Consider the following 19,200-nt stretch of genomic DNA (forward strand, 5'->3'; position numbering starts at 1 on the left):
CAGCCCGCTCAGCGTCCCGACCATGGCCTCCGTGAGCGCCAGGTACTCCAGACCCGGCGGCCGGAGGCGATCCGGCGAGGTGCGACCGGCTTCGATGGCCCGTTCCAGGCACCGGCGGCCGAACGCATGGTGGGCTTCTTCCTGGTGGATCAGAATCCGCCGCAGTCGCCCGAACGGAGCCCCCCGTTTTGCCAATCCTGCCTCGATCCGCTTCAGGATCGCCTCGCCGAGTCCTTCCAGGATAATCTGCTCGGCCAGGACGGTCTCGACGAAGTCATTCCGCCGAATGGCCTCGTCGAGAAGCGTCCGGTACCGCCCCAGCGGCGGCAGGAGCGGACAGGCTCCCAGATGGCGTGGTGCCAGCCAGGCGATGGCACCCTGGAACGCGACGGCATGAAAGGCTTCCTGGCGCGCCTGGCTGAGAAGAAAACGCGCCATGCGCGGCTCAGGAGCCAGCGCCGCCTGGGCGCTGGCGCAGTCATGGGCCAGCCGCTCCCCCTGCTCCAGGAACCGGAGCAGCCGGGCGATGGGAGCCCGCTCGTCAGGACGAACCAGCACGGCCATCCTCCTCCAACGGAATCCCGTTCAGCCCCCAGTCGTACGGCAGAAACTCCACCCGGTATGGAACCGCGTCCAGCTCTCCGGCCAGTCCCGGATCGGCCACGTACCGCTTGACGTAGCCCAGCAGCGAGCCGGAATGGGCGGCGAAATCCTCTTCGAACCACTTGAAGATCATCGAGAGATAGGCGACTTTTTCTCTCCGGTCAAACCGGTTCCTGGTCGGATCGTTGACGAAGGCCCTGGCGCCCGCTTCCAACTGTTGCTCCAGCCTGTCCGGCTGACAGGCCCGAGGCTGCAGTTTGGGACAGGAGCGGGAAGCGCACACGATCGCGAAGTGCATGCGCGGCTCCCGGAAGTCCGGGATCAGCAGATGCTGCTCGAGGTCGTACAGGGAGATCGCCTCGCCGCCGACCCGGTACGTGGTCCCGATGAAATACCTGTAGCGCCCGATGAGCGTCAGGGGCGAATGGCCTTCCAAAATCCCCTTGATGGCGAAGGCGTTGTAGGCGTTGATCCAGTAGGCCAGCCGGTCTTGGCCCGTCGGTAGCGCGTTCGGATTGACCCGGTCCAATAGCCCCAGGTACTCGCCGAACCGGCGGTCTCCGGCAATCCCGGGATAGTCCACCACGCCATCGGCCACATGATCCCGCAGCACGTCGTCGAAGAGCCTGTGCGAGAATTCGTGCGGCGAGATGGGAGCTGAGGGATGAAACGAGCGTGGGACCGTCGAGCAGCCGCCAAAGGCGAATGCGAGGATCGCGACGCAGACCAGACGCCTCCACCCCTTCCGCTCCATCCCTACTCCGCGAGAAGCTTGCGAATCCATCCCTCGGTCTCTTCATAGCCGCCTTCCCCGATCCGGACCGTGCGAACGATCCCCTGCTTGTCGATCAGGTACATGGCCGGCCAGTAGCGATTGCCATACCGATTCCAGGTCGCGAAGTCGTTGTCAATCGGCACCGGATAACGGATGCCCTTGTCCTTGAGATATTGCCTGACCCTCTCGACGTCGCGCTCGTACTTGAATTCCGGCGAATGGACTCCGATAACCACCAGCCCCTGGTCGGCATACTTCCGATGCCAGGCTTGCACGTAAGGTTCCACGTTCCGGCAGTTATAGCAGCCGAAGGTCCAGAACTCCACCAGAAGGACCTTTCCCCTGAAGTCCGCCATCTTCGCCGGCGCCCCGTTGAGCCAGACCGCAGACGCAATGTCCGGCGCCGGCTCACCGGTTACGGCTCCAACCTGAGACGGTTGAGCGAGCACCACGGACACCGCCAGTCCAAGGGCGGCAAGACACGCATGCGGGCTCCGGCTCCTCACCTCTCCCCCCCTGCACGGTCGATTCGCATGTTCACTTGCTGCGCATCCCGCGCTCCGGTGCAGCCATGGACTCGTCGAAGAACGCATGGCCGATCTCGACCTCGAACCGCTTGCACCAGATAACCACGCTGTCATAGTCATCCGGACTCACCCTGGCCGGGACGGAGAATGTCACCGCCCCGGAGAACTGGGTCAGCTTCCCCAACTCCACTCCCCGAGCGTGATCGCCGTTCTTGGCCAAGTACACACGACCGTCCGGCACTCTATCCACGGTGAAGTCCGTGAGCTGGAGCGTCGCCGCCCCTTGAGTCGAACCGACGACCGTCACCTTCCCGCTGGCGTGGTGGCGACCAGATCCCGCGAGCATGCCCGTCCGTGCCGCCATGGCGGCCTTCTTTTCCAGCATGGCCTCTCTCTGGACCATGGCCTCCTTTTTCTCCATTTTCTCCATGGTTGGCTCTTTCTTCATCATCTCGGTGTCCGGCCCCATCCCTTTCCCCCCCATGCCCGTACAGGCTGCGAGGACGGTCGAGACGATGCAAAGCGCGACCCAGCTCGGTTTTCTCGGATTTCGGCTCATAGCGCTCCTCCGCAGGATGTGTGCTGCTCGATGTTTGGTCGTTCCACCCGCCGCCGCCTTACAACAACCGCGTCCCCTATCCGGTCCCTCTTTCACAGCCTGACCGAGAACTTCCGCTTCCGCTGGTCCGGCAGGGGCGGCCGGACTCGATTGCTGGCAATCACAGGGTCTTCGATGGCCCCGCACAGGATGCAGCGCCATCCCCAGAATGCCTCGCATCCCAGCTCACCCCGGTCATCAACATATTCTTCCAGGCTCATCAGGCCGTTACAGCGGGCACACGTCATCGCCCCCTCTCACGCACAGTCTTTCAGGTCGTCGCCTGTCCGCCCGTGTCGTAGTAGAACCGCTCGTGGACGATCTTCCCGTCGCGCCAGTGCGCAACATCCACCTGTTCGATGTGCACCGGAGCTCCGTCGGTCCCGATGAAGTCGAACACCGCCTCGTAGAAGGTCACGTCGTGACCGATGCCGACCGCTTTGACCTCGAACCCTTTCCATTCCTTGACGCCGCTCAAGAACTGCTTTTCCCGCTCGATGTTGGCCTGAAGGCCGACGGTCGGCCGATTCGCGTTCTCCTGCATAGCGACATCGTCGGCATAGAACTCGTTCATGGCGTCGAGGATGCGGCCTTCTCGGATGTACCGGTGCAGATCACGCAGCCGTTGTCCCAGGTCGTTCTTTGCGGCAACACTCATCATGGCCTCCTGTTGATAGCGGCGCGCGGCCGTGCCGCGCGCCGTCTCCCTTCGCCCTCAACCACACGAGCAGGACGCGCCGGCCGAAAGTGCGGGCACTGCGGGGAAGTCCACCTCGGTCCCGGCGACGTGATTGAAGTAATTCGTGAACACGTTCAGCGCCACGTTGGCAACGATCTCGGCGATCTCCCCGTCGCCGTAGCCCACGTGCCGCAATGCGGCCACGTCTTGGTCCGTCACACGGGCCCGCTCCCGCACGACCTTCCCGGCAAAACCCAGTGCGGCCGCCGTTTTCAGGTCCTCGGCCCCGCCCCGGCGGCTGTCGAGCATCTCGGAGTCGGTCAGGCCCTGGGCTTTTCCGATCGCCGTGTGCACGGCCAGGCAGTAGCCGCAGCCGTTGGCTTCAGCCACCACGAGCGCGATCTGTTCGCGCAGCTTTGCCGGGAGCGCGCCTTTGGCCAATCCTCCGCTGAAGCCCAAATAGGCATCCAGCACGGCCGGTGAGTTGGACATCGTCCTCGTGATGTTCGGCATGAGTCCGAGTTTCGCCTGCACGCCGTCCAACAGAGTCTTCGCCTTGCCGGTTGCAACCGCAGGATCAATAGCTGGTAACCGCTGCATGGATTCCTTCCTCCTTTAGGCATGTCGTCGCGATAGACAGACTTGACCGCCTCATTTCCCATTCGAGTCCTACACGAACGGCCCTCGTCACTCTTCGGCACCTCAGACGACCCATCACCTCCTTTTTCTTGCCGTGAGGGAACAGCGGCGCAGAAGTTGACCGGTCGGTCAAATTCCGGGTTAAAAAAACTCCCCCTTTTAGCCCGTTAGTCGCGCGCCGGCGCGAATCCTTACACGTCCTTTCGTGGCTCCGTTTCGGGACCGCGCTTTGCCGGCGCCGGCCGTGCTCGTCTGCAGCAGTCGAAGCAGGCCCCGCGAGAGGTCCTTGATGAGCTTCGGATCGTTCCTGGTCTTTGCCATCAACATGGCCCCTTCCATAAAGGCGACAATCGTCTCCGCGGCAACCACTGTATCCCGGTCCGGCAACTCCCCGGCGGCGATGGCTTCGCACAAGGCCCGCTCCACGTACCCCGTACATTCCCGCAAGATCTCGTCCACTTTCCGCCGGATGACTTCATCCTGCGTGCCCAGCTCCAGTGCGAGATTCCCGAATGGACACCCGGGAACCCGGCCGGTCTTGGCCTTTGCCCCGCACTGGTGCTCATGGAACAACTCGAAACACCGTTCGAGCTTCTGGCGGAACGGACGTCGTCCGGTCAACGCGGCCTCCCATACCCGGTGCCTCGCGTCGTTCCACTGGCGCCCGAGCGCGGCGAGCGTGAGCGCTTGCTTGGACGGGAAGAAATGATAGAAGCTCCCCTTCTTCACGCCCGCGTGCTCACAGATCTCCTGCACGCCCACGGCGGCATAGCTGCGGGCGTAAATGAGATCGAGCGCGCTGCTCAGGATCCGTTCTTTCGTGTCCGCAGTCTGCCGCATAGACACCAGCAGTTGACCGAACGGTCAAACCGTACATGTCCGTGGAGGCCTTTGTCAAATGTCCTCCGCGAGATTCGGCATCAAGCCGGCGGCTTCTGAGAAAGGGCGTCGAAAGGGCGGACTCGTCCGCTTTATCGGGCCGGCGTCTTTTTGAAGAGGATGTCGCCGTAGTAAGCGGTCGCCGATTCCTTGGTGTTGTCCGTGTCCGTCATGATCGCCACGCCGGAGACCAGCGGGGGCTCCTCGCCGAAGGCCCTCTTGTAGTCCTCGTACACGTTCCGCTGCTCCTCCACCCAGGTCCCGACTCCCGCGCTCCCGCTCCGGACTACGATCATCTTGGCGAAATCCGTGTAGGCGTTGTCGAGGATCGCGCCAAGGGCAGCCTTGGCGTCCCAGATGTAGTTGAGGGCGCCGATCGGGATGTCCCCGAACAGGAGGCGCCCGGCCTGGTACATGGCCCGCTTGGAGAAGCTGACCCTGTCCGGATCGTATTCGAACGTGATGTAGAGTCGCGCCGGATAGTCGTCCCCATCCTTCCGGGTCACGTCGCTCCTGCGCAGGAGGTTTTCGACTTTCCACCGCCACCGGACGATCGGATAGTCCCTGAGGTCAATTCGGACCGGCTTGACGAGTCCCGACGCGGCGGCCTCGCTGACGGCCTTGACGACGACCGCTTCCCCGTCCCTGACGAGCGCATATTTCGTGTGCCGCTCGACCTTCCTGAACGTGAGCGGCTTCCAGCCGTCCGGCAGGACCCCGCCCTCCTTGGCGGCGGAGAACTTGCCGACTTCGAGGACGGCCGTTGAATCGTCGGAGGCCTCCACGACCAGCGGGAACCAAAGAATCAGCAACGCGAGGGGCAAAAGGGAAGGGCGCGCCTTGGTCATCTCATCCACGCAAACAGCCTGGTCAGGAGGCGCTTTTTCCCCTCCGTGAAGGTCGTCCTGCGCCAGACGTTCGCCGCCTTCTTCACGACCTCGCCCTGGGTCGGGTAGGGATGGATGGTGCCGCAGATCGTGCCGAGCCCAAGCCCGGCCTTCATGAGAACCGAGAACTCGTTGATCATGTCGCCTGCGTGGGCGGCCACGATCGTGGCGCCCAGAATCTCGTCCGTCCCCTTCTTCACGTGAACCCGCGCGAACCCATCCTCCTCCCCATCCAGGATCGCCCGGTCGACCTCGTTCAGCTTGTACGTGAAGGTCTCGACCCCGATCCCCTTGGCCCTGGCCTCCGCCTCGTACATCCCCACGTGCGCCACCTCCGGGTCCGTGAACGTGCACCAGGGCATGATGAGGGACTCCACGCTGGCATGCCCCAAGCCGAAGGGATGGGGGAACAAGGCGTTCTGGATCACGATCTGGGCCATCGCGTCGGCCGCGTGCGTGAATTTGTACCTCGAACAGATGTCGCCTGCGGCGTAGATCCTCGGGTTCGCCGTCTGGAGCCTGGCGTTCACCTTCACGCCGGTCTTGTCGTATTCCACGCCGACCGTTTCCAGCCCGAGTCCCTCCGTGTTCGGCGTGCGGCCCACGCCGACGAGAATCTCGTCCACGATCACGTCATAGTGCCGGCCGTGCGAATCCACCGTCAGCCGTTTGCCGCCATCCGTTCTGCTGACCGCCAAATCTTTGCCGCAGCACAGCAGCGTCAGACCATCGCGGGACATGGACTTGAGCACGATCTCGGCCGCATCGCGGTCCTCGTTCGGCATGATGCCGTGCAGGGCCTCGATGAGATACACCTGGCTGCCGAACCGTGCGAACGCCTGCGCCAATTCGCACCCGATCGGCCCGGCGCCAATCACCCCGACCCGGCGCGGCAGCTCCGTCAGCGTGAAGACCGTTTCGTTCGTGAGGCAGCCGGCCTCTTGCAACCCCGGCACCGATGGGGTGGACGCCCGCGCCCCCGTGCAGATGGCCGCCTTGGCAAAGGTCAACGTCCGGTTTCCGGCATGGCCTTCCACGGTCACGGAGTCCGGCCCCGAGAAGCGGGCGCTCCCGATGTAGACGTCCACCCCGAGCTGTTTGTACCGGTGAGCGGAGTCCGTCTGGCTGATGCGGGCGCGCAGCCTCCGCATCCGGGCCATGGCCGCCGCGAAGTCGTACTTGACGCCGGGCGGGACGTGCACGCCGAATTCTTCTGCGCGCCGTACGTCCGTCCAGGCACGCGACGCGCGAATGACCCCCTTGGAGGGCACACAGCCGACGTTCAGGCAGTCGCCGCCCATCAGGTGCTTCTCGATCAGGGCGACTTTGGCGCCGAGGCCGGCCGCCACGACGGCGGTCACGAGGCCGGCGGTGCCGGCGCCAATCACCACGATGTTGTACCGGCCGTCCGGCTCCGGGTTGATCCACTGCGGCGGATGGACGTTGCCGACGAGCGCGCGATTGTGTTCGTCGTCCGGGAGGACCGTCACCGTTTCCATGAAAAGCTCCCAGCCGTCAGCGATTGGCTTTCAGCTCGTGGCCAGCAGACTGCCTCTTCCGGTAAATAATCGGTACGAGCGCCAACAGGCCCAGCAGCGTGAAGGCCAGGAGGACGTTGGGCGAGGCGATCTCCTTCAGGGAATTGATCGTCCCCAGTTGCCGGCCCGCATAGGCGTACACGAAGCTGCCCGGAACGATCCCGATCGCGGTGGCCGCGACATAGGTCGCAAGCGGCACGCGCGTGAGCCCGGCCGCCGCGTTGACCAGGAAAAACGGAAAGATCGGGATCAGCCGGAGTGTCATGAGGTAGCCGAAGGCGTTCCTGGCGAAGCCCTCCTGCAGAGGCACGACCCACTTGCCGAACTTCGCTTCGACGACCTCCCGGAGCAGGTAGCGGGAGGCGAGGAACGCGAGGGTCGCGCCGGTCGTCGCCCCCAGGTTGACGTAGAGCGTCCCGATGAGACTGCCGAACAGGAACCCGCCGGTCAAGGTCAGGATCACCGCCCCCGGGAGGGACGCGGCCGTCAAGACGACATAGGCGACGATGAAGAGCCCGACCGCCGCCCCATAGTGCTCGTCGGTGAAGGCCAACAGACTGTCCCGGTTCGCCTTGAGCGCGTCCAGCGACAGGTACCGGCCGAGATCGAAGTAAAAGAACGAAACGATCGCGGCGGCGAAGAGCGCCAGGACGATCAGCTTGCCGCGGCTCGACGCGCCGGCAGTCGGTTGCGTCTCGACGGATACCTGCATCGTGTGTCCCCCATACATGATGGCGGCCTCCCCGTCCCATGTCAATTTCGAGAGCGGAACTCCCTCTCCCGTCCGTTAGTCGGGAGGCCGAAGGGGTCCTTACAGAAAATACGGTGATGAGCGGGTATGGCGGCTCAGGGGAGGCAAGTCAGCCGATGGCCACAGAGGACGTTGAGGTCCCGTCAGGCCGGCGATCGCCCGAACAGGTGCGTTTCCAGACACTGGCGCAGGTGTTTCCTGGCCCGATGCAGCAGCACCCACAGGTTCGACGGGGTGATGTTCAGACTCGCGCAGATCTCGTCGCTGGTGACCTCGTCGATCTCCCGCAGAGAGAAGACTTGCGCCATTCGGGGCGGCAGCTTGCCCAAGCAGCGCGTCAGCACCTCCCAGAACTGCTTGCGCTCGAGGAGGCCGCCCGGATCGTCCGGCCAGTCTCGCGGCGCCGCCCGGTCCAGCTTCCAGTGGCCGCGCTCGTCAAAGGCGTCATCCCGCTCCAGCTCGTTCCCGGCCACGTCGCCCTCCACGCCCGGCTGCTCCCGGCCGCCCTTGCGGAAGTGGTCCAGGATCTTGTGCTTCATGATCCCGACCAACCAGCTCCGCTCGGAAGACTGGCCGGCGAAGCGCTCGCGGGCCTGGAGCGCGGCGAGAAAGGTCTCCTGGACGATCTCCTCCGCGACGCCCCGGTCGCGAATCCGCAGCAGGGCGAACCGGAACAGATAGTCGCCGTGCTGGTCCACCCAGGTCATCGGGTCCGTCAGGGATCGGTCGCCCATCACATGTCACCGAGCCAGCAAAATGCGGAACAATCCGGACGAAGCCGCGCGATGGTAAAGCAGCCGCGCCCGACCGGTCAAGCGATCACCAGAAGGGGCGGGACTAGCGGGCCGGGGGCGGCTGATTCCGCCCATCCGCGACAGCCCGTTTGAGCCGTGCCTTCGCCTCGGCGGAGAGGGCTTCGCTCGCCGTCTCATCCGGCTCGACGAGCCGATCGGGGCGCCCCCTGAACGCCTCCCGGATGAACCGGAGCTGCCGCCCATACCGGTCGCACCACTGGCAGATGAGCAGGTGAATCCGTAGGGCGACCCTCTGTCCGATCGTCAGGGGCCGGTCGAGCGAGTCGGACAGGAGCCGAGTGGCTTCGGCGCAGTTGAGTCTCAACAAGGGCATGGGCGGTCAGTGCGGTCGGCCCGTGGACGGCCCCGCACCATGGACTCCTTCCAGTAAGGCCCGCAACGGTTCCGCCACCGACCAGGCCTGGGCGAAACAGCCGCGCGGCCGGTGCGGCGGCTCCGCGTCGAAGATCTCCGAGACCTGACCAAGACAGGCTTCGGCGAGATGCCGCTCCAGCCCGTCGAAGAAAGATCGAGCCTGGCGCCTGGCTTCTGGCGTCGCTCCGTGGACCTTGATCCAGGCCGTCACGAACGGCCCGAGCAGGAAGGGCCAGACGGTCCCCTGATGGTACGCTCCGTCCCGCTCCACCACCCCGCCCTCATAGCGAGGACGATAGTCCGGATGTCCCGGCGCGAGCGTCCTGAGCCCGACCGGTGTCAGGAGGCGATCCTGGACGACCTTGACCACCAACTTCGCCTGACCCGGTTCAAGGAGATCCTCGCAGAGGGAAACCGCATAGAGCTGGTTCGGCCTGAGCAAGGGATCGTCTCCCCCCTCCCCGTCCACCACGTCGTAGAGGTAGCCGCCCGGCTCATACCAGAACCGCTCCCGAAACGACCGGATGGCCCGCACGCGATCCTCCGCACAACGGTTCGCAGAGGTCCGGTCTCCGAATCGGGCCGCCAATTTTTCCCCCACCGTCAGCGCCTGGACCCACAGGGCCTGGATCTCCACCGGCTTGCCCCGCCTGGGCGTGACCACCCAGTCTCCGACCTTCGCATCCATCCAGGTGAGCTGGGCACCTGGCGCCCCTCCGGCGACCAGCCCGTCCCCGTCCACGTGGATCCCGTAGCGAGTTCCCTTCCGATAGCCGTCCAAGATGGCCTGTATCGCCGGCCAGGCGACCTTCTCCACGGTGGCCTCGTCGCCCGTATAGGCCAGGTAGCGGCCCACCGCCTGGACGAACCAGAGCGAGGCGTCCATCGTGTTGTACTCCGGCGTCTCGCCCGCATCGGGAAAGCGGTTCGGCACCATCCCCTCCGACACGTGCGGCGCAAAAGCCTCGATGACCTGACGGGCCACGTCAAAGCGACCGGTCACGAGGCAAAGACCGGGTAGGGAGATGAAGGTATCCCGCCCCCAATCGGTGAACCAAGGGTAGCCGGCGATGACCGTCTTCTGCGGACCCCGGACCGAGATGTAGGCCTCTGAAGCCAGCCACAGGGCGTGAACCAGACGATCCTTGCCCGGCACCGTGCCGGCCGCCTGTTCGCGCCGCTTCTGCTCGCCCTTGGCGAGGGCGTCCACGTCCACCGCCTGGATCGGCTCCGTCGTGAGGGCAAGGAAGGCGCCCCGCTTCGTCAAGGAGTCGAACGTGATGTCGCCGGGCGACCACCAGTCCTCTTCACCATCCAGGCCCCGCTCCTGCTCGATCGGATATTGGACCTGCCGATACCAGTCCGGCGCCCGGCGATAGGCCCCGTTGTGGAGGGCGCGAACGACGGGCGGGGCGGCGTATGGGTGCCACGTCACGGACCCGCCGCGGACCTCCGCCTCCGTCTGGAGCGCGGGGTTTTCCCGGTGCAGGGCATGGTAGTCCCTGCCCGTGAGCATGGGGCGGACGTTCAGCGTCACCGGTCCGCTCACCCGACTCAGCAACGTCCACCGGATGACGACCAGATCCCGTCCGTGGACACAGAACAGCTCCCGCTGGAGTCGGAGGCCACCGGCCTCGTAGGTCCAGGTAGGCCAGGGCTCGTTGGTGAAGCCGGCGCAGCGAGTGAACCCGTCCGGATGGACGACGCCGGGGTAGAGGTTGGCGGACAGGGGATGCGCGTCGCCGTTGACATGGAGCGTTTCCTCCAGGTGATTGACCACCACCACCCGATCCACCGGTGGACGGCGGGCGACCAGAAGCAGCGCGTGGTAGCGTCTGGTGTTGGGTCCGGCGACCGTGCCGGAGGCAAATCCGCCTCGTCCGTTCGCCTCCAGCCATTCCAGGCCCAACGCACGGTCCAGGCTGCGACAGTCTGATGGATTGACGATCACGTCATCATGGAGAGCGAGGATTCCCGGCATGATAGCACAGAACCCCCTTCAACCCTGGAGAAAACACGTCTAGCAGGTAAGTCGCGGCTTCAGCTCAGTCCTTACGAGCCGGCGCCGCGGCGAAAGCTCCGTGACCAGAACGCGGGAGGAACGGGCGAGTCAGCGAGAGGAAAGCGCTACGGAGGGGGCTAATTCCAGGTGACGCCTTCCCGGTTGAGAAGGAAGTCAATGAGCTCGATGCTGTCGCGGAGGGCGACCTGCGCCTGCTCGGACATGGGCAGGATCGCGCCGACCAGGCGGCCGGCCTCAAGCTCCTCCAGCGAGGGAATCCCCTCGAGATCGGGTTTTTCGAGCTCTGAGCGGTAGGCAGCCATCGGATGAGTCCACCCCTCTGAATGATACGGACGGCATGAACATTCGAACCCGAGACGAAGCTGCGGTCCGGGATATTCAATCGTCGTGCCTCCATCATAACACAGAATCGGCGGTTGTACAGGACGAGGCAAGTTCTTGATTCAGAGAGAAGTTGACAGGAGGGTGAACGCGATGTCCGGCCGGCTCACGGTGAACCGTTGACCGGGGCCAGGGCTCCCAGATAGGCAAATTTTCCCACCTGCAGCAGGGGGGTATCGGACCTGAGCCGAAAATCGTCGTGCCCAGGGTCCACGAAGCGCGGGTCCGCCGCCACAAGATCCGTCTCCGCCTTCAGCTCGGGCACGGAGACGGACGGAGCGCCGGCCCGGACGTACTCGCCGTCACGGTTGTAGAAGGCGTTGTAGGCCGTGCGCACCTCGCTCGAGGGCCCCACCACGAACCCGACCCGGTTCAGCCCGACGATGTTGCCCGTGGCCTCGCTGCGCGACGCGCCGAGAAAGGCCGCGCCGCCGCCGTTCTTCACGATCGTGTTGCTGACCAGGACGGCCCTGGCCTTGTCCGTCACCACCACCCCCTCGAACAGGCTGCGCGTGATCACGTTGCGCTCCAGCCTGACCTCCGATTGGCCCGCGATCGTGACCCCGTGGTCGTTGTCGTGGATCAGGTTGCCGACGAGCACGGCCTGGGAATCGGCGAACTGGACGCCGGTCGTCTCGCTGCCCCCGATCACGCTCTCTTCGATGCGGACGTGCTGCACCTGCTGCCCGAACAACATCCCGTTGATCCGGACGTCCCGGAGCAGGATGTTCCGCCCGTTGAAGATGCCCATCGCGTGGCCGCCGTGCTCGTTGATCGTCATCCCGCTGATCTCGATGTCCGTCGCCCCATAGGGCCACTTCCCGACGTGGAACACGCCGACCCGCTCGCGCCCCAGGATCGTCACCTGATCCCGGCCCTCCCCGACCAGTTTCAACCGCTCTTTGCTGTGGATCGTGACGTCTTCCCGATAGGCCCCGGCCTTGATCCGGATCGTGTCGCCGGCGCCCGCCGCGTCAATCGCCTCCTGGATGGACGTGAACTGTCCGGTGCCGTCCGCCGCCACCAGGAGCGTGTGCGGCTCCTGCGCCGCCGGCTTGTCGTCCAGCACGGCCCAGCCGTTCCCGCCCCAGACCAGGGCGAGTAGGGAGAATGCCACGACACCGGTCTTCTGTGCGCGACGCCACATGGACAGCGTGATACAGGGAAGCCTTGCGACAAGTCAAGCGAGCAACGGGGCATCAGTCATTGGTCATTCGAGGAGGATGGTCAGGCCGATTGACCGGTGACGATTGACCGTTGACCGTTCACACGTGCTAGACTCCGCCGCATGATCCTGGTCGGTTTGACCGGCAGCCTGGCCACTGGCAAGAGCACGGTGGCGCGGCTCTTTCGGGACTGCGGCGCCCACGTCATTGACGCGGACGACCTTGCCCGCCAAGTGGTCCAGCCGGGGAGACCGGCCTGGAAGGACATCGTCAAGACCTTCGGCCGCCAGGTCCTACGTCCCGACCGGACCCTCGACCGTTCGGCCCTCGCCCGTCTCGTTTTCGGAGACCGCGCCAAGCTCGCCCGGCTCAACGCCATCGTCCACCCGCGCGTGGCGAGGGAGCAGGCCCGGCTGACCAGGGAGATCGCCGGGAAGGACCGGCACGCGGTGATCGTCTACGACGTGCCGCTCCTGTTCGAGGCCGGCGCACACAGGCGGATGGACAAGACCGTCGTCGTGACCGCCGACCGAGCGACCCAGCTCGCCCGGCTCACCAAGCGCAACGGCTTCACCCGCGCCGAGGCCCTCCGCCGCCTCCGCGCCCAGATGCCGCTCGCAAAAAAAATCCGACTGGCGGATTACGTCCTGGACGGGACATTGCCCCTTCCACAACTCCGCGCCGCAGTCCACACACTCTTCCAAACGCTCGCCGCAGAGGCCTGAATGGGGCCAGTAGATCGGGGCAGTTGTGGGTTGCAGGCAGGCATCGGTCAGCTACAATCGTTTTTTCACTGGCAAACGGCGCTTCAATGGGGCCACGGCATCGCTGCCGTGGAATCCTATGTCTACGACCGGATCAAGCTGCTCACCCTGACGCTTCAATGGGGCCACGGCATCGCTGCCGTGGAATCCTGGGCGTCTGCTGCACGGTAACGGTGCGGGTCGCGGAGCTTCAATGGGGCCACGGCATCGCTGCCGTGGAATCGACGGTCATCATGTACCGAGAAGATCGGCGTGGTGCGCGCGCTTCAATGGGGCCACGGCATCGCTGCCGTGGAATCGCTGAGCCTGCTCGAAGAGGCTCTTCCGGCGCTCGCGCGGCTTCAATGGGGCCACGGCATCGCTGCCGTGGAATCTCGGCCAATGGGATCACGCTCGGCAACACGGGCAGTGCTTCAATGGGGCCACGGCATCGCTGCCGTGGAATCCTATGAAGGTGCGAAGGATGAGTTCACAACCCGCCAGCTTCAATGGGGCCACGGCATCGCTGCCGTGGAATCCACGCATGGGTCCAATCTCCTCCTGCCAGGGAGCGCGCTTCAATGGGGCCACGGCATCGCTGCCGTGGAATCCCAGGCCCCCCGATGACGTCCGACTCAGGTTCTCTAGCTTCAATGGGGCCACGGCATCGCTGCCGTGGAATCCCGGAAGGCCGCCACCACGGCCGCCGTGCAGTGGGGGCTTCAATGGGGCCACGGCATCGCTGCCGTGGAATCACAGCAGCGCCTGCCGCTGCGGGAGCGGCTCCTTGCGCTTCAATGGGGCCACGGCATCGCTGCCGTGGAATCCGCCCGTGGTCGGGATTCGGACCTCCTGGGGCAACCTGCTTCAATGGGGCCACGGCATCGCTGCCGTGGAATCGGGCGGCCGCCGACGCGCGGATAGCGGCGGCGGGGCTGCTTCAATGGGGCCACGGCATCGCTGCCGTGGAATCAAAGGGCCGCCGATCTGACATAGGTGGCAGCATGCGGCTTCAATGGGGCCACGGCATCGCTGCCGTGGAATCCCGCTCTTGCGGGCCAAGGCTGGCAGAGCCTCCTCAAGGCTTCAATGGGGCCACGGCATCGCTGCCGTGGAATCAGGTGCACCGACCGGGCAACTTCGCTCGTATTATGGAAGCTTCAATGGGGCCACGGCATCGCTGCCGTGGAATCCACCTACGGCTACCGGACCTCGGACGACGTGACACAGGCTTCAATGGGGCCACGGCATCGCTGCCGTGGAATCCCGTGCGCGGGGAGCCGTCCGCGATCGAATAGAGGTGGCTTCAATGGGGCCACGGCATCGCTGCCGTGGAATCCAAGGTCGGCGGCCGGTAGAAGTTCTCGAACCGGGAGCTTCAATGGGGCCACGGCATCGCTGCCGTGGAATCCGAGTTCCTCGTCGCCGTGATGCGGGCGGACAAGGGGCTTCAATGGGGCCACGGCATCGCTGCCGTGGAATCTGGTGAGTTCAGCGGGAGATGGCAACACGCTCGCCGGCTTCAATGGGGCCACGGCATCGCTGCCGTGGAATCAGATGCGCGGCGGGGGAGTCAAGGGAAAAATTTCAGGCTTCAATGGGGCCACGGCATCGCTGCCGTGGAATCCCTGCACCGGGAAGCGGTCGAGCTGGAGGAACAGGCCGCTTCAATGGGGCCACGGCATCGCTGCCGTGGAATCAGGAACCCGGAGGACCCTAAGGGACAAAGGAGACTGAGCTTCAATGGGGCCACGGCATCGCTGCCGTGGAATCCCCAGCGGTCGGTACTATTCGTTCTCAACAGCAACCAGCTTCAATGGGGCCACGGCATCGCTGCCGTGGAATCGATTTTCGAGGCGCCGGATCTGGACGCGGTCGCCGCGCTTCAATGGGGCCACGGCATCGCTGCCGTGGAATCGCTGCCAGTCCTTGTCCGGATTGATGAAGCGCACCCGGCTTCAATGGGGCCACGGCATCGCTGCCGTGGAATCTGGTAATGCCATGATCTGTCAAGGGGGGAGGCGCAAGCTTCAATGGGGCCACGGCATCGCTGCCGTGGAATCCGGGGTGGAGGGCTGAGGGCCCAGCGGCTAATCGGCGCTTCAATGGGGCCACGGCATCGCTGCCGTGGAATCGACGAGGCACGAACTGGCACGGCGACTCTGTGCCGATGCTTCAATGGGGCCACGGCATCGCTGCCGTGGAATCCTCCTCGCCGTCTATCTGGCCAGGACGGGGCTCGAGCTTCAATGGGGCCACGGCATCGCTGCCGTGGAATCCTGACTTGGGATGCCCGCTCCCGTCGGTGGAGAGAGAAGCTTCAATGGGGCCACGGCATCGCTGCCGTGGAATCCGAGATCAAGGACGTGAGCTATGCGGACGACGCCACGCTTCAATGGGGCCACGGCATCGCTGCCGTGGAATCCGAGATTCTGCCGCCCGGCTGGGGCGGAGCCTCCGCGCTTCAATGGGGCCACGGCATCGCTGCCGTGGAATCCTCGGCGCGCACGACCTGGCCGCCGGAGCGCCGCTTGCTTCAATGGGGCCACGGCATCGCTGCCGTGGAATCCATCGTGCTCGGTTCTACGCCAAACTCCGGATCATGTGCTTCAATGGGGCCACGGCATCGCTGCCGTGGAATCTTGTGTAGGTCGGATGGTCCCATTTGAGGCGGACCGTGCTTCAATGGGGCCACGGCATCGCTGCCGTGGAATCTCGCTGTCGCCGTAGGCGAGCATTTTGAGGTAACGGGCTTCAATGGGGCCACGGCATCGCTGCCGTGGAATCCCGGGCGCGTGGCTAGATGGCGACGGCCGAGGCAATCGCTTCAATGGGGCCACGGCATCGCTGCCGTGGAATCGGAGCGCCGACTCCTTGACCCCGTCCCCGAGGGCTTCGCTTCAATGGGGCCACGGCATCGCTGCCGTGGAATCGGTTTGAGGACGAGGCGACCCCGACCCCGGCAGAGGCGGCTTCAATGGGGCCACGGCATCGCTGCCGTGGAATCCCCGCGAGACCTGCACCCGATGCCGTATGAGCCAGAGAGCTTCAATGGGGCCACGGCATCGCTGCCGTGGAATCCGCGGTGCGGTGCGGCTGCAGGGGAGCGGCACGGCCGCTTCAATGGGGCCACGGCATCGCTGCCGTGGAATCCTTCCCAAATCGAGACGGGCGGGTCCGTAGCGGGATTGCTTCAATGGGGCCACGGCATCGCTGCCGTGGAATCCTTGGATAGCGGTCCAGGCCAACCTCTCGCGCATCGCTTCAATGGGGCCACGGCATCGCTGCCGTGGAATCATTGATCGGAACGATGTGAAGAAGGGAGCCGTGACGCTTCAATGGGGCCACGGCATCGCTGCCGTGGAATCGCTGGGCATTCGCAACCTGACTTGGCAGGACCTGGAGGCTTCAATGGGGCCACGGCATCGCTGCCGTGGAATCCGCCGGCGGCCGGCGCGGGCGCCTCGTCGGAGCGTGCGGCTTCAATGGGGCCACGGCATCGCTGCCGTGGAATCAAATAGCTCTCGATTTGCCCGCAAGCCATTAGAAAAGCTTCAATGGGGCCACGGCATCGCTGCCGTGGAATCCGGCGCGATCGGGCTGAAGGCGAAGAGCACATCAATGGGCTTCAATGGGGCCACGGCATCGCTGCCGTGGAATCTGTGCACCATGCGCGGGCTGGGCATCCGAAATTCCGGCTTCAATGGGGCCACGGCATCGCTGCCGTGGAATCCGGAGACGCGGGGCCGCGGGGCCGCGGCGCGCGAGACGCTTCAATGGGGCCACGGCATCGCTGCCGTGGAATCTGCCAGTGTTCACTCCAGCGTCATCAACCGACGGCTCGCTTCAATGGGGCCACGGCATCGCTGCCGTGGAATCGAGGCCGTCCTTCGCCCAGTTCGAGACGAAATCAATGCTTCAATGGGGCCACGGCATCGCTGCCGTGGAATCCGCGTCTGTCGCGCACCACGCGCGGATCGTGGCGGAGCTTCAATGGGGCCACGGCATCGCTGCCGTGGAATCGCTCGCTCGTCGCGGCGGCTCGCACCGCCGGATCCTTGCTTCAATGGGGCCACGGCATCGCTGCCGTGGAATCGACCGTGCCGCTCCCGCTGTTCTTGGCGTAGAGCACGCTTCAATGGGGCCACGGCATCGCTGCCGTGGAATCGCGCTGGAGGCGGTCGGGGGACGGGCGGGCTTGGCCGCTTCAATGGGGCCACGGCATCGCTGCCGTGGAATCCCGCGGCCTTTCGCCCGTGCCGCGCGGGGCCAAGTGGCTTCAATGGGGCCACGGCATCGCTGCCGTGGAATCGGTGGGGGCTCGGCCTATCAGCAACCGCAGATTCGGACCCAGCTTCAATGGGGCCACGGCATCGCTGCCGTGGAATCCGTTCATGTCGCGGGGCCCCGGGTGACAAGTCCCATGCTTCAATGGGGCCACGGCATCGCTGCCGTGGAATCCGGCTGGCGGCGCCTCTCGGCGGGCACCGTGGCGCTGGCTTCAATGGGGCCACGGCATCGCTGCCGTGGAATCAGCGCGGTGGCGGCGGCTGACGCAGACCATAGTAACGGCTTCAATGGGGCCACGGCATCGCTGCCGTGGAATCGTCTTCCTCGTCGAGCATGAGGTAGCGCACGGCCATGCTTCAATGGGGCCACGGCATCGCTGCCGTGGAATCGCGCGGCTACTTTGTGCTCGCTCGGACGAACGAGCGGCTTCAATGGGGCCACGGCATCGCTGCCGTGGAATCTACGGCTGATTCTGACCAACCGCCGTGGCAGCGGCGAGCTTCAATGGGGCCACGGCATCGCTGCCGTGGAATCCAAGACCAACGTGCGGTTGCTGCGGGCGATCTGCCGGCTTCAATGGGGCCACGGCATCGCTGCCGTGGAATCCAAGCATCGTCAGCCTCCCTTAAAAGAAGATCATTGGCTTCAATGGGGCCACGGCATCGCTGCCGTGGAATCCTGGTGTGGATGTGCGTCGCCATCGCCGGCTGCGGGAAGCTTCAATGGGGCCACGGCATCGCTGCCGTGGAATCCCACGGCGATGGCTTCGTGCTGGCGGACGTGTTCCTGGCTTCAATGGGGCCACGGCATCGCTGCCGTGGAATCCCACGAGCTTCATCCTGCTCGGCGGCGCGAATCAGACGCTTCAATGGGGCCACGGCATCGCTGCCGTGGAATCCTCGGTCCAGTCGGTCCACGATAGCCTTGCTGACTTGCTTCAATGGGGCCACGGCATCGCTGCCGTGGAATCGCATCATCGATCGACCTCCTTCGTCGTCATGGCGCGGCTTCAATGGGGCCACGGCATCGCTGCCGTGGAATCGGGCTCCGCCTCGAGGCGTCGCATCAGAACAGCCCCGGGCTTCAATGGGGCCACGGCATCGCTGCCGTGGAATCCCGGGGTCGCCCGGCTGAGCTGGCGGAATACACACGAGCTTCAATGGGGCCACGGCATCGCTGCCGTGGAATCCACGACGACGAAGCTGGACCTGCGCGGCGGCAGCAAGCTTCAATGGGGCCACGGCATCGCTGCCGTGGAATCGGGCCGTTGTCGGTCTGAAGCCCGCGCAGTGTTTCGAGCTTCAATGGGGCCACGGCATCGCTGCCGTGGAATCGCAGGCCCGCCCATAGTACCTGTGTTCGAGGAAGCGAGCTTCAATGGGGCCACGGCATCGCTGCCGTGGAATCGCCCGCCGCCCTCGTCGCGCCGGCGGCCAGCGCGACGCTTCAATGGGGCCACGGCATCGCTGCCGTGGAATCTTCCGGCGAGCCTGCCGCTCCGCTGCCCGGATCGCCGGCTTCAATGGGGCCACGGCATCGCTGCCGTGGAATC

At 65.1% G+C, this 19,200-nt stretch carries 17 protein-coding genes and 1 CRISPR repeat array; of the genes, 1 reads left to right on the top strand and 16 read right to left on the bottom strand.

Annotation, left to right across the window (positions count from 1 at the left end; genetic code table 11):
* From AB1411_01325 to AB1411_01400, 16 genes are all read right to left on the bottom strand, one after another.
* Window positions 1-558, bottom strand: a 558-nt coding sequence (locus tag AB1411_01325) for a hypothetical protein (protein ID MEW6542231.1), incomplete at its 3' end; no start/stop codon positions are given.
* The gene (locus AB1411_01330; GenBank protein MEW6542232.1) at window positions 542-1,357 is read right to left on the bottom strand and encodes a DUF547 domain-containing protein; all 816 of its coding nucleotides are present in this window, start codon (window positions 1,355-1,357) and stop codon (window positions 542-544) included. The genes AB1411_01330 and AB1411_01325, both read right to left, overlap by 17 nt.
* Before the next feature lie 2 nt (window positions 1,358-1,359).
* Complete coding sequence (locus tag AB1411_01335; GenBank protein ID MEW6542233.1) at window positions 1,360-1,884, bottom strand: redoxin domain-containing protein; 525 nt, start codon at window positions 1,882-1,884, stop codon at window positions 1,360-1,362.
* 31 nt (window positions 1,885-1,915) lie between these two features.
* Window positions 1,916-2,464: a DM13 domain-containing protein gene (locus AB1411_01340; GenBank protein MEW6542234.1), complete on the bottom strand. Its 549-nt coding sequence runs from the start codon at window positions 2,462-2,464 to the stop codon at window positions 1,916-1,918.
* 92 nt (window positions 2,465-2,556) lie between these two features.
* Entirely contained in the window at window positions 2,557-2,724 is a 168-nt protein-coding gene (locus tag AB1411_01345) for a hypothetical protein (GenBank protein ID MEW6542235.1), read from the bottom strand.
* Between the two features lie 50 nt (window positions 2,725-2,774).
* The gene (locus AB1411_01350) at window positions 2,775-3,161 is read right to left on the bottom strand and encodes an ester cyclase (protein ID MEW6542236.1); all 387 of its coding nucleotides are present in this window, start codon (window positions 3,159-3,161) and stop codon (window positions 2,775-2,777) included.
* 57 nt (window positions 3,162-3,218) lie between these two features.
* Entirely contained in the window at window positions 3,219-3,782 is a 564-nt protein-coding gene (locus tag AB1411_01355; GenBank protein MEW6542237.1) for a carboxymuconolactone decarboxylase family protein, read from the bottom strand.
* Between the two features lie 198 nt (window positions 3,783-3,980).
* Complete coding sequence (locus AB1411_01360; GenBank protein MEW6542238.1) at window positions 3,981-4,661, bottom strand: TetR/AcrR family transcriptional regulator; 681 nt, start codon at window positions 4,659-4,661, stop codon at window positions 3,981-3,983.
* 131 nt (window positions 4,662-4,792) lie between these two features.
* Window positions 4,793-5,548: a DUF3047 domain-containing protein gene (locus tag AB1411_01365; GenBank protein MEW6542239.1), complete on the bottom strand. Its 756-nt coding sequence runs from the start codon at window positions 5,546-5,548 to the stop codon at window positions 4,793-4,795.
* Window positions 5,545-7,086, bottom strand: coding sequence for a mercuric reductase (locus tag AB1411_01370; GenBank protein MEW6542240.1), 1,542 nt, complete (start codon window positions 7,084-7,086; stop codon window positions 5,545-5,547). The genes AB1411_01365 and AB1411_01370 overlap by 4 nt, the downstream gene beginning before the upstream one ends.
* 16 nt (window positions 7,087-7,102) lie before the next feature.
* Complete coding sequence (locus tag AB1411_01375; GenBank protein ID MEW6542241.1) at window positions 7,103-7,855, bottom strand: TVP38/TMEM64 family protein; 753 nt, start codon at window positions 7,853-7,855, stop codon at window positions 7,103-7,105.
* A gap of 164 nt (window positions 7,856-8,019) precedes the next feature.
* Entirely contained in the window at window positions 8,020-8,610 is a 591-nt protein-coding gene (locus tag AB1411_01380; GenBank protein ID MEW6542242.1) for a sigma-70 family RNA polymerase sigma factor, read from the bottom strand.
* A 103-nt stretch (window positions 8,611-8,713) separates the two neighbouring features.
* Window positions 8,714-9,004 carry a zf-HC2 domain-containing protein gene (locus AB1411_01385; protein MEW6542243.1) on the bottom strand — a complete coding sequence of 97 codons (291 nt, stop codon included), beginning with the start codon at window positions 9,002-9,004 and terminating at the stop codon, window positions 8,714-8,716.
* Window positions 9,005-9,010: 6 nt separating this feature from the next.
* Window positions 9,011-11,026: an amylo-alpha-1,6-glucosidase gene (locus AB1411_01390; protein MEW6542244.1), complete on the bottom strand. Its 2,016-nt coding sequence runs from the start codon at window positions 11,024-11,026 to the stop codon at window positions 9,011-9,013.
* Between the two features lie 158 nt (window positions 11,027-11,184).
* Window positions 11,185-11,370, bottom strand: coding sequence for a hypothetical protein (locus tag AB1411_01395; GenBank protein ID MEW6542245.1), 186 nt, complete (start codon window positions 11,368-11,370; stop codon window positions 11,185-11,187).
* A gap of 185 nt (window positions 11,371-11,555) precedes the next feature.
* On the bottom strand, window positions 11,556-12,566 hold the full coding sequence (locus tag AB1411_01400) for a pectinesterase family protein (GenBank protein ID MEW6542246.1): 1,011 nt from the start codon (window positions 12,564-12,566) through the stop codon (window positions 11,556-11,558).
* A gap of 171 nt (window positions 12,567-12,737) precedes the next feature.
* On the opposite strand from AB1411_01400, the gene coaE reads away from it, so the two are divergent.
* Window positions 12,738-13,340 (top strand): dephospho-CoA kinase, encoded by a 603-nt coding sequence (gene coaE, locus AB1411_01405; protein MEW6542247.1) that lies wholly within the window; start codon window positions 12,738-12,740, stop codon window positions 13,338-13,340.
* 80 nt (window positions 13,341-13,420) lie between these two features.
* Window positions 13,421-19,199: direct repeats of the CRISPR family, unit length 35 nt; unit sequence GCTTCAATGGGGCCACGGCATCGCTGCCGTGGAAT.
* Window position 19,200 lies beyond the last annotated feature (1 nt).

The organism is Nitrospirota bacterium (assembly GCA_040757595.1).
Classification (GTDB): domain Bacteria; phylum Nitrospirota; class Nitrospiria; order Nitrospirales; family Nitrospiraceae; genus JBFLWP01.

What these genes read in the sequence shown, in the direction of transcription:
- AB1411_01355 (MEW6542237.1), bottom strand. Translation starts at nt 3,782, where the DNA reads ATGCAGCGGTTACCAGCTATTGATCCTGCGGTTGCAACCGGCAAGGCG.
- AB1411_01350 (MEW6542236.1), bottom strand. Translation starts at nt 3,161, where the DNA reads ATGAGTGTTGCCGCAAAGAACGACCTGGGACAACGGCTGCGTGATCTG.
- AB1411_01365 (MEW6542239.1), bottom strand. Translation starts at nt 5,548, where the DNA reads ATGACCAAGGCGCGCCCTTCCCTTTTGCCCCTCGCGTTGCTGATTCTT.
- AB1411_01390 (MEW6542244.1), bottom strand. Translation starts at nt 11,026, where the DNA reads ATGCCGGGAATCCTCGCTCTCCATGATGACGTGATCGTCAATCCATCA.
- AB1411_01370 (MEW6542240.1), bottom strand. Translation starts at nt 7,086, where the DNA reads ATGGAAACGGTGACGGTCCTCCCGGACGACGAACACAATCGCGCGCTC.
- AB1411_01375 (MEW6542241.1), bottom strand. Translation starts at nt 7,855, where the DNA reads ATGTATGGGGGACACACGATGCAGGTATCCGTCGAGACGCAACCGACT.
- AB1411_01330 (MEW6542232.1), bottom strand. Translation starts at nt 1,357, where the DNA reads ATGGAGCGGAAGGGGTGGAGGCGTCTGGTCTGCGTCGCGATCCTCGCA.
- AB1411_01360 (MEW6542238.1), bottom strand. Translation starts at nt 4,661, where the DNA reads ATGCGGCAGACTGCGGACACGAAAGAACGGATCCTGAGCAGCGCGCTC.
- coaE (MEW6542247.1), top strand. Translation starts at nt 12,738, where the DNA reads ATGATCCTGGTCGGTTTGACCGGCAGCCTGGCCACTGGCAAGAGCACG.
- AB1411_01340 (MEW6542234.1), bottom strand. Translation starts at nt 2,464, where the DNA reads ATGAGCCGAAATCCGAGAAAACCGAGCTGGGTCGCGCTTTGCATCGTC.
- AB1411_01395 (MEW6542245.1), bottom strand. Translation starts at nt 11,370, where the DNA reads ATGGCTGCCTACCGCTCAGAGCTCGAAAAACCCGATCTCGAGGGGATT.
- AB1411_01385 (MEW6542243.1), bottom strand. Translation starts at nt 9,004, where the DNA reads ATGCCCTTGTTGAGACTCAACTGCGCCGAAGCCACTCGGCTCCTGTCC.
- AB1411_01380 (MEW6542242.1), bottom strand. Translation starts at nt 8,610, where the DNA reads ATGGGCGACCGATCCCTGACGGACCCGATGACCTGGGTGGACCAGCAC.
- AB1411_01345 (MEW6542235.1), bottom strand. Translation starts at nt 2,724, where the DNA reads ATGAGCCTGGAAGAATATGTTGATGACCGGGGTGAGCTGGGATGCGAG.